Consider the following 14,663-nt stretch of genomic DNA (forward strand, 5'->3'; position numbering starts at 1 on the left):
CTTTGTTGAAAAAAAAACGCCCTGAAATTCAGAGCGTTTAAGGTATTTATTTTAATATTGTTTGTTTTCTGTCTGGTCCAACAGAAACAATTTTTATTGGAACTTCTAGTTCTTTTTCTATAAATTCAATGTATTCTTTCAACTCGATTGGCAATTCTTCATAAGTAGTCATTCCTGTTAAATCCTGATGCCATCCTTTGAATTCTTTGAATACCGGAGTTACATTTTCTGGCTCGATGTTGTATGGGAAGTGAGAAATGTTTTTTCCTTTGTAGTTGTACTCGGTACAAACTTTTAAAGTTTCAAAACCTGAAAGAACATCTCCTTTCATCATCATTAATTGTGTTACACCATTGATTTGAACAGCATATTTCAAAGCTACTAGATCCAACCATCCGCAACGTCTTTGTCTTCCCGTTACAGAACCGAATTCGTTTCCTATTCTAGCCATTGTGGCACCGTCTTCGTCAAAAAGTTCGGTTGGGAAAGGTCCGCTTCCTACTCGAGTTACATAAGCTTTAAAAATTCCGTACACTTCTTTGATTCTGTTTGGAGCAATTCCTAAACCGGTACAAGCACCTGCAGCAGTTGTATTTGATGAAGTTACAAATGGATAAGTTCCAAAATCAACGTCCAATAATGAACCTTGAGCGCCTTCGCAAAGAATTGATTTTCCTGCTTTTTGGGCTTGCGCCAAATATTCTTCACTATCAATAAAGTCTAATGTTTTTAATACTTCGATTGATTCGAAGAATTCTTTTTCCAATTCGGCCAGATTGTACTGAATGTTAACATCGTAGAATTTAATCATTTCTTCGTGTTTGTCGGCCAAAGCTCTGTAACGATCTTTGAAATCTTCCAATTCTATGTCACCTACACGCAATCCGTTTCTTCCGGTTTTGTCCATGTAAGTTGGCCCGATTCCTTTAAGTGTAGAACCAATTTTTGCTTTCCCTTTTGAAGCTTCAGAAGCTGCGTCGAGTAAGCGGTGTGTAGGCAATATTAAATGTGCTTTTCTGGAAATAATTAATTTGGATTTGATATCCATATTAAATTTAGCCAGACCTTCGATTTCTTTTTGAAAAACTACTGGGTCAATTACTACTCCGTTTCCGATGATGTTTATGGCTGTTTTATGAAAAATTCCAGATGGAATGGTTCTGAGAACGTGTTTTATTCCGTCAAATTCTAAAGTGTGTCCTGCATTTGGACCTCCTTGAAAACGAGCGATTATGTCATAATTTGATGTAAGAACGTCAACAATTTTCCCTTTTCCTTCATCTCCCCATTGTAATCCTAATAATAAATCTACAGTCATTCTAAGTTTTATTTGCAGTTAATTTTCTATTGTATTTTCTGTGTTTGTCTTTTTCTTGTTTCCGTATAAGTACAGGGAATGATTGGTGATTTCGATATCAAAAATTTCTTCGATTGTTTTTTTGATAGTTTGAATTCGAGGGTCACAAAATTCAATTACTTCTCCGGTGTCTGTCATGATGATATGATCATGTTGCTTGTCGAAATAGGACTTTTCGTAATGAGCTTGGTTTTGTCCAAACTGATGTTTGCGAACCAAGGCGCAGTCCAACAATAATTCGATAGTATTGTAAAGAGTGGCTCTACTGACACGGTAGTTTTTGTTTTTCATTTTGAGATAGAGGTTTTCTATGTCAAAATGCTCTTCGCTGTCGTATATTTCTTGAAGGATAGCATACCTTTCAGGAGTTTTTCGGTGCCCTTTGTTTTCAAGATACATTGTAAAAACATTTTTTACAATCTCTTGGTTTTTATTGTTATCTGTGGAAATGAGTGTCATATCTTGCAAAGATAAATTTTTATTTTAAAAGTATAAAAATTTAGGGTTTAATTATAATTCTACTGTTTCATTTTTAAGGTTTAATGAGGGGGTGAAGGTTGTCTTTTTATGAAAAAGAAAACATCCTGTGTTGTGGGTGAGGGATAGAAGCAAGCTACCGAAGTAGCGCGGATAGCCCGACCCTGTTGAGCAAAGGGGCTGAATAAGCGTTGCAATAGGCAAGCCACTTTGTTCAACAGGGGCACCCCCAAATTTATTTTTTGGTTGCGATTATCACAATTTTTATATGGAAAGTTGTTTTTTAGTTTTTATATACGCGTGTCACTTTGTCGATTCCGTCTATTTTTTTGATGTTGTCCATCATTTTTTTCAAAATGGTAATGTTGGGTACAATTACGGAGACTTGTCCTTTGAAAATTCCGGCTTCACCGTTGAGCGAAATGCTTTGGATGTTTACGTTCATGTTGTTCGAAATGACTTTTGTCAATTCGTTTGTAAGTCCAAGTGAGTCCATCCCCATGATGTTAATCGTTGCTTTGAAATCCTGTTGTGTGGAGTCGATCCATTTGGCCTGAATGATGCGATAGGCATAATTGGACTGTAGTGAAATGGCGTTTGGACAGTCTTTTTTGTGTATTTTGATGCCTTCGTTTATGGTCACAAAACCAAATACGTCGTCTCCCGGAATCGGATTGCAGCAACTCGATAACTTGTAATCGAGTTTGTCCTGGGTTTTTCCAAAAACGAGCATGTCATAGTTACTGCTGATGATTTGTTTGTGTATGTCTTCGTCGGCAGTGCTGTGGGAACGCTTGATTTTGTTTTTGAAGAAATTGATTAATGTGTTGCTTTTTTGCGCTGCAAAATCTTTTAATTGCTGGTTATCTATTGACCCGACACCGACTCTGTAAAATAAATCCAAACTTGTTTTGAGTCTGAAAAAATTGACTAACTCGTTGGTCGTTTGTTCGTTTAGAGTTACTTTAAGATGTTTTAGTTTTCGGGTAAGAAGTTCTTTTCCGTCTTCGGCAAGTTTCTTGATATCCTCGTTAAGGACATTTCGGATTTTGTTTTTTGCTCTTGAAGTAGTTACATAATCCAACCAGTTGATAGTTGGTTTTTGGTTTGGCGAGGTGATGATTTCGACCTGATCCCCGCTTTTCAATTCGTAATTTAACGGAACTAATTTTCCGTTGACTCTAGTTCCTCTGGTTTTTATTCCTATTTCGGAGTGGATGCTGAAAGCAAAGTCAAGTGATGTGGCTCCTTTGGGTAAACATTTTATGTCTCCTTTTGGGGTGAAAATGTAAATTTCTTTGGAGTACAGGTTCATTTTGAAATCTTCGACAAAATCGACCGCACTTGTTTCTGAATTTTCAAGGGCTTCTTTCAAAAGATTCAACCATACGTCGAGTCCGTTTTCTTCAGTGGCTCCATTTTTGTATTTGTAATGTGCCGCATATCCTTTTTCGGCAATTTCGTCCATACGTTCGCTGCGGACCTGTACTTCTACCCAACGGCCTTTTGGTCCCATTACGGTAATATGCAGCGCTTCATAACCTGTTGATTTTGGCGAGGAAATCCAGTCGCGTAAACGGCTTGGACTGGGTCTGTAATGATCGGTTACGATGGAATAAATTTTCCAAGCCAGGAATTTTTCGTCGTGAGGATTGGATTTGTAAACAATGCGCAAGGCGAATTTGTCGTACACTTCATCAAAGCCTACGTTTTGTGCCAACATTTTTCGGTTAATCGAATAAATTGATTTCGGTCTTCCTTTGATGATGAAATCAATGTTTTCTTCATCCAATGCTTTTTGAAGCACTTCGGAAATGTCTTTGATGTATAAGTCCTGTTCTTCTTTGGTTTCTCTTATTTTGCTGACAATGGAGTTGTATCTTTCAGGTTCAGTGTATTTTAGTCCTAAATCCTCCAGTTTGTTTTTTATTTTATAAAGTCCCAATCGGTGTGCCAAAGGAGCATAAATATATAAAGTCTCGGATGCGATTTTTATCTGTTTGTGATTTTCCATCGATTCCATAGTCAACATATTGTGTAATCTGTCGGCTATTTTTATGAGGATTACCCTAACATCATCATTGAGGGTTAAGAGCATTTTTCGGAAATTCTCGGCCTGCATCGAAACATTTAAGTCTTTTTGCACCAAGGAAATTTTGGTTAATCCCTCGACCAGTTGGGCTATTTTGGGACCAAACATTTTTTCGATGTCTTTGACTGTGATTGGTGTATCTTCGACAACATCATGCAGCAAGGCCGCTGCGATGGAAGTTGATCCTAAACCAATATCGGAAGCCACAATTTTGGCCACGGCAATTGGATGAAATATATAGGCTTCTCCTGATTTTCTTCGTTGGTCTTTATGTGCATCAACTGCTACATCAAATGCTTTTCGTATCAGTTTTTTATCCTCGGCGGTCAAAGTCTGGTAACTGATGCGTAGTAACTCTTTATATTCTTGAGCAATAGCTTTGTTTTCTTTTTCTATATCAATTTCTATCATAACGGCATGGTTCAATTCCTAAATATAAGAATTTTAAAAGATATGTGCAAGGGGGAAAAGGATTTTAGAATTTAGATTTAAGATTTAAGAATTTAGAATTGAGAGCATAGAACATGGAGAATATACTTTTAAGAGATTAGATTAATTCTAAAATCAAAAAATCTATAATCAGCAATCAAAAATCAGCAATCAAAACCCTCTCTGTCTTTTGGCTTCAAATATTAATATAGCTGCGGCTACAGAAACATTCATACTGTCGATTTCTCCCTGCATTGGGATGATGATGTTTTGGGTTGAGGCATCGCGCCATTCTTGTGTCAGGCCCGTAGCTTCTGTCCCAACAACCAAGGCAGTTGGCGAAGTGTAATCCTGAGTATGATAGGAAGTCGAATTTTGTAAAGTAGCGCAATAAAAATTGATGTTTTGTTCTTTCAAAAAAGCAATAATTTCCGAAGTCGTTCCTGTTGCGATCTGATTGGTAAACAAACAACCCACGCTGGAACGAACTACATTCGGATTGTACAAATCGCTTTTCGGGTTGGCAATAATTACGGCATCAAGATTTGCCGCATCGGCAGTGCGCAATATTGCTCCTATATTCCCTGGTTTTTCTAGAGCTTCGGCAATGAGAATTAATGGATTTTCAGATAATTCTAAATCAGATAATCGCAGCGATTTGGTTTTGGCCACAGCCAAAATACCTTCGGTAGTGTCACGATACGCCAGTTTTTGATAAACGTCCTTGTTGATTTCTATCAATTCAGCCTTGTTTGATAATTTGCGTGTTTCAGTTTCTGAACAAACTTCGGGCAAAAACAAAAGGGTTTCTATTTCATAACCGCCTTTTAAGGCAAGCGAAATTTCACGTTTCCCTTCAATTAAGAACGTTCCTGATTGTTTGCGGGCTTTTGCTTTTTCCTGCAATAATACCAAGGATTTTATAAAAGGGTTTTGGACGGAAGTAATCTGTTTCAATTTAAAAAAATAAGTGGTTTGATTTGGCAAAAATACTAAGATTTTTTCAGAGCCTGTTTGAAATTTGAGTATTATACCATATTGAAAGATAAAATAGTTTTTACCAATTATTCCGTTTCCAATTAATAATCGAATTCAGATTGCGGAAATTCTCCCTACATTTAGTATTAGACACGAATTACACTCATATGTACTATTTTTTTCTTTGGTTGAAAAATAAACCTGCGATAATCTGCGTTGTCTGCGTGAAAAAAAATAAAAACCTAATTTTAGGTTAATCTGAAATTATCGGGTATCGTCTAAAAGAAATAGAACCATTTGATTTAATTTTACAAAAAAATAATAAATTCTTGTTTTAAATGTTCGAATTTTTAGAAGTAATAGGTGTTGCAGCTTTTGCCATGTCGGGTTCTTTGACGGGTATGCACAAAAAAATGGATCTTTTTGGTGTTTTTGTTATTGCTTTGGCGACTTCTTTTGGTGGTGGAACTTTACGTGATGTATTGATGGGCGAAAAGGTTTTCTGGCTAAAAACTGAAAATTTGGTCTATATTTATGTTGCCGTTGTGGGCTATCTATTAGCTGTTTTTTTTCATAAAAAATTAGAATATTTTCGGATTTCCCTATTTTTATTCGATACAATCGGACTAGGGATTTATACTTTGGTTGGGCTCGAAAAGGGTTTGAATTTCGGGTTAAATCCAGTTGTATGTGTTGCATTGGGAACAATTACAGCTTGTTTTGGAGGAGTGACACGGGATATTTTATGTGCCGAGGTGCCAAATTTATTTAAACAGGAAATCTATGCGACTATTTGCGTGGCAGGTGGAATTGTTTTTTTTGGATTGAAAAAAATCAATTTGGATAACGAAGTGTTGTATTTGATAACGTCAATTTTTATTATCACAGTGCGATTATTGGCTGTTAAATACAAATGGCAAATCAAGCCACTCAAAATTGAGAATTTCTAAATTTCTTTCTGAAAAAAGGAATTTGGTTTTGGTTGTTGATTGACGTTTTCGATTTTACCTTTTTCTGTTTTTTTTTACTAAGGATTTCATCATCGTATTTTAGAATATTACGCTAATTGCGTACTTTTCGAATTCCTAACGTACAAATGTGAAAAACTACACCGTAAAACGATATCGCGAAGAAGATTATGAGCATTGGAATGCCTTTGTAGGCAAAGCCAAAAACGCTACTTTCCTGTTTCATCGTGATTTTATGGATTATCATAAAGACCGTTTTGAGGATTATTCTTTGCTGGTTTACAAAGGCGAAAAATTAGTCGCAATTTTACCTGCCAACAAGGTGGGAGAATGTGTTTGTTCGCATCAAGGCTTGACTTATGGAGGTTTGGTTTATGGTGAAAAATTAAAATTGACTGCTGTGATTTTAGTATTCAAAGCCATTTTGATTTATTTGAATGACAATACTATTTCAAAAATTCAGATAAAGATGCTTCCATCGATTTATCACGATAAACCTGCTGAAGAGTTGAATTATGCACTGTTTTTGGCGGAAGCCAAATTAATCGGAAGGGATACACTTGCGGTGATTGATTTATCAAAACCGATTTTGATTTCAAAAGGCAGACAGGAAGGTATAAAAAAAGGAATTCAAAATGGATTAGAAGTAAAGGAAACAAATGATTTTGAAGGATTTTGGAATTCCATCCTGATTCCGAATTTAGCCAAAAAACATAACGCAAAACCAGTTCATACTTTGCAGGAAATAACCAATTTAAAAAAGAGTTTCCCCGAAAATATCCGTCAGTTTAATGTATATGATAAAGGACAAATTGTAGCAGGTGCAACTTTGTTTGAAAGTAATAATGTGATTCATTCGCAGTATATCTCGGCGGGAAAAAACAAAAATAAAACGGGAAGTCTGGATTTTTTATACCACCATTTAATAACAGAAATTTTTAGTCACAAACGGTTTTTTGATTTTGGGACTTCCAATGAAAATCAGGGAAAAATTTTGAATAAAGGATTGTCGTTTTGGAAAGAAAGTTTTGGGGCAAGCACCGTTATTCAGGATTATTATGAAGTAACAACGAGCAATTTTTACAAATTGGTAAATGTTTTTAAATGAATTGATTTAAAATCAAAACAATGATAAAATTCCTGGATTTAAAGAAAATAAATGAACCTTATGAAACCGCTTTTCAGCAGAAACTGAAAACGGTTTTGGATTCGGGTTGGTATATTTTGGGAAAGGAAGTTCAAGAGTTTGAAACTCGTTTTGCTAACTATTGTGGAGCCAAATATTGTATTGGAGTTGGTAATGGATTGGATGCGTTGACTTTGATTTTTAGTGGTTATGTTGAGTTGGGAAAATTACAAAAAGGAGACGAAGTTATTGTTCCGGCGAACACCTATATCGCAAGTATCCTTGCCATTCTTCAGGCTGGTTTGGCTCCTGTTTTGGTAGAACCAAAGTTGGAAACTTATACGATTGATCCCAATTTAATTTCTGAAAAAATCACTCCAAAAACCAAAGCGATTCTTGCAGTCAATTTGTACGGTCAATTGGCAGAAATGGACGCCATTCATGAAATAGCAAAGCAAAATAATTTGATAGTTGTAGAAGATGCTGCTCAATCAACAGGAGCAATCAAAAATCAAAAATCAGCAATCAAAAATCTGAAATCGAGCGTAGCGTACAGTTTTTATCCAACAAAAAATCTTGGTGCACTCGGTGATGGCGGAGCAGTTGTGACTGATGATGAATTGCTTTTTAAAGTTATTCGGTCGCTTCGGAATTACGGTTCTGAAATCAAATATCAGAATGATTTTGTGGGGGTAAATTCTCGATTGGATGAATTGCAGGCCGCTTTTTTGAATCTGAAATTACCCAATTTGGATGCTGATAATCAAAAGCGAAAAGCCATCGCCAAACGGTATTTATCCGAAATAAAAAACGATAAAATTATCTTGCCGTTTTGGGATTTAAGCCATAATCATGTTTTTCATCTTTTTGTAATTCGAACTGAAAACAGAGACGATTTGCAGAACTATTTATTGGAAAATCAAATCCAAACGGTGATTCATTACCCAATTCCGCCACACAAACAAAAAGCATTGAAATCTTGGAATAATCTTTCTTTTCCGTTAACTGAAAAAATTCACAACGAAGTGTTGAGTTTGCCCATTAGCCCTGTAATGACGGATAATGAAGTAACCTATGTGATTTCGATTTTAAATAAATATTAAAATTGTGACCGAAAGCAAATCGTCATATTTACAAATTCTAAAAGCGACTTCCATTTTTGGTGGGATGCAATTTTTAAATATTTTGATTTCCATTGTCAGAACAAAATTGGTTGCATTGTTTATCGGTCCCGCGGGAATGGGGATTATTGCATTGCTTAATTCGGCCTTGAATACAGTTGGCGGAATCACAGGTTTGGGCATCGAAACCAGCGCAGTAAAACACATTTCAGAACAACACAATGAGGAGGATTTACAATCGGTTTCCCGAATTGTTACTGTCGTCAGAAAAATGACGTTTTGGGTTGGGATTTTTGGTGCTTTGATGGTTACTGCATTTTCAGGCGTTTTGAGTCAACTTACTTTTGGGAATTCCAATTATACATATTTGTTTGTTTACTTGTCGGGGACACTTTTTTTTCGGCAATTGACGGTTGGTCAAATGGTCGTTTTTCAGGGATTAAGAAAGCTCAAAACTTTGGCGAAAGCCAACTTTTACGGAAATCTAATCGGTTTGTTGCTTTCTGTTCCGTTATATTATTTTTATCGGATAGATGCGGTTGTGCCTACTATTGTGGTAACTTCTTTGTCGTCATTATTAGTATCGTTTTATTTTTCGAAACAAATTAAAATTCAGAAAATCACTATTCCGAATTCTCAAGTATTAGTAGAAGGAAAAGGCATTGTCAAACTGGGATTGATGATGTCATTAAGTGGACTGATGACGTTGTTGGCATCCTACATCATTCAGATTTATGTCGGAAAAACGGGCGGTTTGAATCAAGTTGGACTTTACAACTCGGGTTTTACTTTACTGAATTCCTATGTTGGAATTGTTTTTACGGTAATGAGCACCGATTATTTTCCGAAATTATCTTCCATTTGCAACGATAAACAAAAAATCAGGGTGAGTGTGATAGAGCAGTCTTATATGTCAGTTTTTATTATGACGCCAATAGTAATTCTGTTCCTGATATTTGCCCCGATTATTGTTCAAATTTTGTTCACTTCGAAATTTCTATCGATTATTCCTATGGTGTGTTTTGGGATTTTAGGGATGTTGTTTCGAGCAGTTTCTTGGTCAATGGGATTTATTTTGATAGCCAAAGGAGATTCGGAGATGTTCATTAAAACGGCTTTTTGTTTTAATTTTCTATCTGTTATTTTAAATATATTAGGCTATTATTTTTATGGTTTGGACGGACTTGGTTTTAGTTTTTTGATTTACTATTTGGTACATTTAGTGGCTATGAAAATAATCACAGGAAAACGATATGATTTCTATTTTGAGGATAATTTTTTTCGAACATATATAATTTGCATAGCGATGTGTGTTGCCGTTTTTTGTATGCGATACATTCAAAACCCGATTTTAAAATACAGTCTGATGACCCTGATGATTATTCTGTTTTTTGGTTTTGTTTTGTATCATTTGGATAAAAAAATAGGACTGAAATATTTATTTAATTCGATAAGTAAAAGAAGAAATGATTGATTTTGCTAAAAATAAATATAGAAAATTGAGAACGATTTATCACAAAATCAAGTTTTACTATTCGGTAAACTGGGCTAAAACGCTGTATTTTAATTTTAAAAAATTCCCTTTTTCAATAGCCAAAAAACTTCCTTTTTTTTTCTATGGAAAAGTAAAATTCACTTCAATAAAAGGAGAAATCATAATTCGAGGGAATATAAAAAGAGGGATGATTGGTTTTGGTCAGCCTTATGAAATGAACACTTTGCATAAAGGAATTGCTGAAATTTTTATCGAGGGAAAAATGATTTTTAATGGTTATATGCAGTTTGGGAAAGATTATTTTATTTACATAGGCAAGAATGCTTATTGTGAACTTGGAAATATGTCGTCTTTGGGCACAGACGGAAAATTGATTTGTATCGAAAAAATTGTTTTGGGAGAATATTGTCGAATTGGTCACGAATCACAAATTATGGATTCCAATTTCCACCCAATGATTGATACGCTTACTGGTGAAAAATTATCGATGACAGCTCCAATCAATTTGGGAAATTATAATTATGTTGGAAATAGGGTTTCCATAATGTCAAAAACAAAAACAGCCGATTATTGCACAATTGCATCCAATAGTATTTGCAATAAAGATTATTTCAAAATGGGTTCCAATATTCTAATTGGAGGAATCCCCGCAAAATTAATCAGAGAAAATATTTCAAGAGATTGGGAATGGGAAAAAGAAGCTTTGGATGCGTTTCTGATGATTTGAAAGCTTTAAGATTCCTAATGTTTTTTAATACGAAGATTTTCGTAGATGAAATTAACTCAAATCGGGTAATAAAACTCCAAATTTAATTTGTGCTAATTTGTGGTTATAAAAGGGTCCGAATTCTTTGTTTTATTTCAAGCAAAAAATACCGGAACATCAACTTGAAATCCGCGTTTTTATAAGCCAAAATCATTTCAAAATGAATCCTTTTTAAAATAGCTTTGTGTTCTGTTTTGGATTGATTTAGTGCAATTGCTTTCTTAATTATCAAATAGGTAGAATAATTTATTTTTCTCGCTTTTGGGTCTTTTTTGATATAAAAATGAGTTCCCAAAGAATTTGTGGTTATCCTTTTTTGTATCAAAATTTCATCTATAAAATCAACTTCGTACAGTCGGCATGTCCGAATCCAAAAGTCTAAATCTTCGTAACCAAGATTTTCGTCAAAACCGCCCAAATGGTCAAAAACAGTTTTCTTTATCATCGCCGAGACTGAACAAATGCTATTGCCCCCCGAAAGAACAGAAAGGTAAATGTCGCCGGTTGGTCTGTTTTCGATGGTTTTTTTATTCTCGTCTAATGGAAAAAAACACGAATCAAAGGCTCCTTCTTCCGTAATTAATTCGGCATTTCCATATACAATGCCTAATTTTTTATAACGACTCTCTTTGAATTTTTTTAGTTGCAGTGAAATACAATTGGGTAATAAAATATCATCGGCAGCCAAATCAATAATGAATTCTCCTTTGGCGAATTTTAATGCTTTGTTGAAGGATTTTGTGTTTCCCAAATTGGTTTCATTGGCAATAAACTGGACTTTGGGATTTTTTTTAAGCCAATCTGAAATGATTGTTTTTGAATTGTCGGTACTGCAATCATCAACAATAATCAGTTCTACAAAAGGATAATCCTGATTGATAACCGAAAGCAAACTCTCCGTAACAAACTTTTCATGATTGTAACATAGGCAAATAACGGTGACCAATGAATTATCTTGCATATTGTTTTTAAAGAGTTATATATTTGATACGAAAATAAGAATTCGAATATGATATTGTCTCACAAAAAGAAGAAAATTGCTTTGATTGGCTATCGCTTAAGCGGAGGCGGAAGCGATAAAGTGATGGCAAATCTGTCTCTTTTTTTGCAAAGTCAAGGCTATGAAATTGACATAATTATTGTGTTGGACGAAGTGAGTTATCCTTATGCTGGGAAATTGGTAAACTTAGGTTTGCTGAAAAATAAATTCAATGGTTTTTTTAATAAAATGGTAAGACTCGGCGCGTTATGCAATTATTTGCAAACGAATCGATTTGATTTTATTATCGATTTTCGTTTTCGTACCAAAATCATTCAGGAACTTATTTTGGCTCGATTGATTTATAATGTCAAAACCATTTTTACGGTTCATAGTTTTTTGATTGACCATTATATGCCCAATAATTCATGGCTGACGCGATTAATGTACAATCATTGCTTGGCAAATGTGGCTCTTGGCGACGAAATGAAATTGTACATTGAAAAAAGTCATCAGCTGAAGAATGTAGTCGCTATTCCAAATTCGATTAATATCGAAGAAATTCTTCAAAAACAAGATGAAAATATAGATTTTGATTTTGAATTTGTTCTCGCAGTCGGGCAATATGAAAACGATATTAAACAGTTTGATAAGCTGATTGAGACATATTCAAAATCAGTTTTGTCTCAAAAACAAATTCATTTGGTGATTGTGGGAAATGGTGATGAATCTAGGCTGAAAGAAATTATTTCGAAGAATAATGTTTCCAATTTTATTCATCTTTTAGGATACCAAAACAATCCGTTTAAGTTTATGAAAAGAGCTCGCTTTTTGGTTTTGTGCAGTAAAAATGAAGGATTTCCAAATGTGATTTTGGAATCGTTGGCCTGTAAAACTCCGGTTGTGTCTTTTGATTGTGATTTTGGACCAAGAGATATGATTACGAATTTTAAAAATGGTATTTTAGTAGAAAATCAAAATTGGGGAAAACTTATCGAAGCGATGAATCAGCTTGTTTTAGAGGAAGTTTTATATCAAAAACTAAAAGAAAATACATTCGAAAGTATAGCTCCTTTTCATCTTGAAAAAGTTGGTGCTTTATGGTTGAATTTATTGAATGAATAAAATTCAGTTTAAAAAAATGAAACACATAGGCAAATAGATTTAATTGTAAATTATTAAAGATTGAATAGAAATAGAACTATTTTTACTTCGTCAGTTCGCCCTTCGGTCTCGGGTCACATAGATTAGCTATGTGAGAGTAAAACGACTATTAAATCTTTTTTAAACACTATAAATTCTATGTTTCTATGTGTTTAAAAATAATTTTACCCAATGAGTAAGGAACAGTAAATATGACAACAATACAAGATATTTCATTGCTCAAAATTCCCGTTGTAGAAGACCTAAACGGTAATCTTGCTTTTGTAGAAAAAGAAGTTTTACCATTTGAATTTAAGCGTGTTTATTATCTTTTTGATGTGCCAAGTTCTGCGTTTCGAGGCGGACATTCCCATATTGAACAGCAAGAAGTTTTGGTTGCACTAAGTGGTAGTTTTGAAGTTGTGATGCATGACGGAAAGGACAAAAAGAGTTTTCTGTTAAACAAACCCAACTTTGGATTGTATCTTCCAAAAGGGATTTGGAGAGAATTGGAAAATTTTTCTTCGGGTGCTGTTTGTTTGGTTTTTGCTTCCGATGTTTTTGATGAATCCGATTATATTCGGGATTATGATGCTTTTTTGAAAACAAAAAAATGAAGCTACTTTACATTGTTCCCAAAATAAAATGCGCCGGAGGTGTTGCCCGCGTTTTGAGTATAAAAGCCAATTATTTTGTCGAAAATTTTGGTTACGAAGTTCATGTTTTGTCTCAAAATGAAGATAATTTAGAACCCTTTTATTCATTCAATTCCAAAATTATTTTTCATAATATGAATTTGGGAGGGAATATTTTTCGTTTCTTTTTTTTGTTTCAAAAAAGTGTAAATCAAAAAATTAAAGCGATTAATCCCGATGTGGTTTTGGTTGCCGATAATGGTTTGAAGGCGTTTTCATATCCTTTTATTTTAAAAACAAAAACGCCAATTGTTTTTGAATGTCACGGTTCCAAATATGTTGAAGAAAAAGCGTCGAAAGCTAGTTTTCTTTTGAAATTAAAATATTGGTTTAAAGATTTTGCTGCCGGGAAATTTACCAAAATGGTAGCTTTGTCCGAGGAAAGTTTAAAAGAATGGAACGTTAAAAATGCCTTTGTCATTAAGAATCCTTCCTGGATTGAAAACCATAACAAAGCCAATTTACAATACAAAAAAGCTATTGCAATAGCGCGGAATTCTTATGAAAAAGGTTTGGATCGATTGTTGGTTATTTGGAAACAAATCAATCAAAAATATCCCGATTGGATTTTGGATATTTATACGGATGATGTTGTTTCTTTAGAAAAAAAAGCCCTTGATTTTGGAATCAATTCGGGAATTAATTATCTCAATTTTGTAAAAAACATTGAAGAAAAATATTTGGAAGCGTCTTTTTTATTGATGACTTCAAGAACCGAAGGTTTGCCGATGGTATTTTTGGAAGCAATGACTTTGGGTTTGCCTTGTGTAGCTTACGATTGTCCGACTGGCCCACGCGCCATTATTAAAGACAATTATAACGGTTTTTTAATTCCTGACGGAAATGCTGAGATCTTTGTCGAAAAAATTACTTTTTTGATTGAAAATGAAGAGCAAAGATTGAAATTTGGTTCCAATGCAACAGAAACTTCAAAGCAATTTTCAGCCGAAAAAATAATGAAGGAGTGGAAGGTGTTTTTGGAAAATTTGCGTTAGATTTCATTTCGCAAAGAAACGCAAAGAATTCGCAGAGTACCG

13 protein-coding genes are annotated in these 14,663 nt (G+C 34.5%); 8 read left to right on the plus strand and 5 right to left on the minus strand.

Features of this window, described 5'->3' with window-relative positions; translation table 11 throughout:
- Positions 1-46: 46 nt before the first annotated feature.
- The 4 genes from EM308_RS08650 to EM308_RS08665 all read right to left on the minus strand — a co-directional run bounded on the left by EM308_RS08650 (position 47) and on the right by EM308_RS08665 (position 5,312).
- A complete protein-coding gene (locus EM308_RS08650; RefSeq protein WP_035637969.1) occupies positions 47-1,318 on the minus strand; it encodes an adenylosuccinate synthase in 1,272 nt (423 codons plus the stop codon).
- Positions 1,319-1,336: 18 nt separating this feature from the next.
- Positions 1,337-1,816 carry a Fur family transcriptional regulator gene (locus EM308_RS08655; protein WP_035637971.1) on the minus strand — a complete coding sequence of 160 codons (480 nt, stop codon included), beginning with the start codon at positions 1,814-1,816 and terminating at the stop codon, positions 1,337-1,339.
- A gap of 301 nt (positions 1,817-2,117) precedes the next feature.
- Complete coding sequence (locus EM308_RS08660) at positions 2,118-4,337, minus strand: RelA/SpoT family protein (protein WP_035637972.1); 2,220 nt, start codon at positions 4,335-4,337, stop codon at positions 2,118-2,120.
- A 189-nt stretch (positions 4,338-4,526) separates the two neighbouring features.
- Positions 4,527-5,312, minus strand: coding sequence for a TrmH family RNA methyltransferase (locus EM308_RS08665; protein WP_035638008.1), 786 nt, complete (start codon positions 5,310-5,312; stop codon positions 4,527-4,529).
- 359 nt (positions 5,313-5,671) lie between these two features.
- On the opposite strand from EM308_RS08665, the gene EM308_RS08670 reads away from it, so the two are divergent.
- The 5 genes from EM308_RS08670 (at position 5,672) to EM308_RS08690 (ending at position 10,770) form a co-directional block, all read left to right on the plus strand.
- The gene (locus tag EM308_RS08670) at positions 5,672-6,283 is read left to right on the plus strand and encodes a trimeric intracellular cation channel family protein (protein ID WP_035637974.1); all 612 of its coding nucleotides are present in this window, start codon (positions 5,672-5,674) and stop codon (positions 6,281-6,283) included.
- A gap of 148 nt (positions 6,284-6,431) precedes the next feature.
- Positions 6,432-7,409, plus strand: a complete 978-nt coding sequence (locus tag EM308_RS08675) for a GNAT family N-acetyltransferase (RefSeq protein ID WP_035637976.1) — start codon at positions 6,432-6,434, stop codon at positions 7,407-7,409.
- Between the two features lie 20 nt (positions 7,410-7,429).
- Positions 7,430-8,530 carry a DegT/DnrJ/EryC1/StrS family aminotransferase gene (locus tag EM308_RS08680; RefSeq protein WP_035637978.1) on the plus strand — a complete coding sequence of 367 codons (1,101 nt, stop codon included), beginning with the start codon at positions 7,430-7,432 and terminating at the stop codon, positions 8,528-8,530.
- Between the two features lie 4 nt (positions 8,531-8,534).
- Positions 8,535-10,022, plus strand: coding sequence for an O-antigen translocase (locus tag EM308_RS08685; RefSeq protein ID WP_035637980.1), 1,488 nt, complete (start codon positions 8,535-8,537; stop codon positions 10,020-10,022).
- Positions 10,023-10,047: 25 nt separating this feature from the next.
- Positions 10,048-10,770 (plus strand): acyltransferase, encoded by a 723-nt coding sequence (locus EM308_RS08690; RefSeq protein ID WP_231560021.1) that lies wholly within the window; start codon positions 10,048-10,050, stop codon positions 10,768-10,770.
- A gap of 103 nt (positions 10,771-10,873) precedes the next feature.
- Here EM308_RS08690 and EM308_RS08695 read toward each other — a convergent pair whose 3' ends face one another.
- Positions 10,874-11,770, minus strand: a complete 897-nt coding sequence (locus EM308_RS08695) for a glycosyltransferase (protein ID WP_035637982.1) — start codon at positions 11,768-11,770, stop codon at positions 10,874-10,876.
- Positions 11,771-11,818: 48 nt separating this feature from the next.
- On the opposite strand from EM308_RS08695, the gene EM308_RS08700 reads away from it, so the two are divergent.
- The 3 genes from EM308_RS08700 (at position 11,819) to EM308_RS08710 (ending at position 14,621) form a co-directional block, all read left to right on the plus strand.
- Positions 11,819-12,913: a glycosyltransferase gene (locus EM308_RS08700; protein WP_035637984.1), complete on the plus strand. Its 1,095-nt coding sequence runs from the start codon at positions 11,819-11,821 to the stop codon at positions 12,911-12,913.
- A 230-nt stretch (positions 12,914-13,143) separates the two neighbouring features.
- Entirely contained in the window at positions 13,144-13,548 is a 405-nt protein-coding gene (locus EM308_RS08705; protein WP_035637986.1) for a sugar 3,4-ketoisomerase, read from the plus strand.
- Complete coding sequence (locus EM308_RS08710) at positions 13,545-14,621, plus strand: glycosyltransferase family 4 protein (protein ID WP_035637988.1); 1,077 nt, start codon at positions 13,545-13,547, stop codon at positions 14,619-14,621. The genes EM308_RS08705 and EM308_RS08710 overlap by 4 nt, the downstream gene beginning before the upstream one ends.
- The last annotated feature ends 42 nt before the right edge of the window (positions 14,622-14,663 follow it).

This window comes from Flavobacterium gilvum, assembly GCF_001761465.1.
Taxonomy (GTDB): domain Bacteria; phylum Bacteroidota; class Bacteroidia; order Flavobacteriales; family Flavobacteriaceae; genus Flavobacterium; species Flavobacterium gilvum.

Coding starts and splice junctions, on each gene's coding strand:
- EM308_RS08680 (WP_035637978.1), top strand. CDS start 7,430: ATGATAAAATTCCTGGATTTAAAGAAAATAAATGAACCTTATGAAACC.
- EM308_RS08695 (WP_035637982.1), bottom strand. CDS start 11,770: ATGCAAGATAATTCATTGGTCACCGTTATTTGCCTATGTTACAATCAT.
- EM308_RS08705 (WP_035637986.1), top strand. CDS start 13,144: ATGACAACAATACAAGATATTTCATTGCTCAAAATTCCCGTTGTAGAA.
- EM308_RS08655 (WP_035637971.1), bottom strand. CDS start 1,816: ATGACACTCATTTCCACAGATAACAATAAAAACCAAGAGATTGTAAAA.
- EM308_RS08660 (WP_035637972.1), bottom strand. CDS start 4,337: ATGATAGAAATTGATATAGAAAAAGAAAACAAAGCTATTGCTCAAGAA.
- EM308_RS08710 (WP_035637988.1), top strand. CDS start 13,545: ATGAAGCTACTTTACATTGTTCCCAAAATAAAATGCGCCGGAGGTGTT.
- EM308_RS08650 (WP_035637969.1), bottom strand. CDS start 1,318: ATGACTGTAGATTTATTATTAGGATTACAATGGGGAGATGAAGGAAAA.
- EM308_RS08700 (WP_035637984.1), top strand. CDS start 11,819: ATGATATTGTCTCACAAAAAGAAGAAAATTGCTTTGATTGGCTATCGC.
- EM308_RS08670 (WP_035637974.1), top strand. CDS start 5,672: ATGTTCGAATTTTTAGAAGTAATAGGTGTTGCAGCTTTTGCCATGTCG.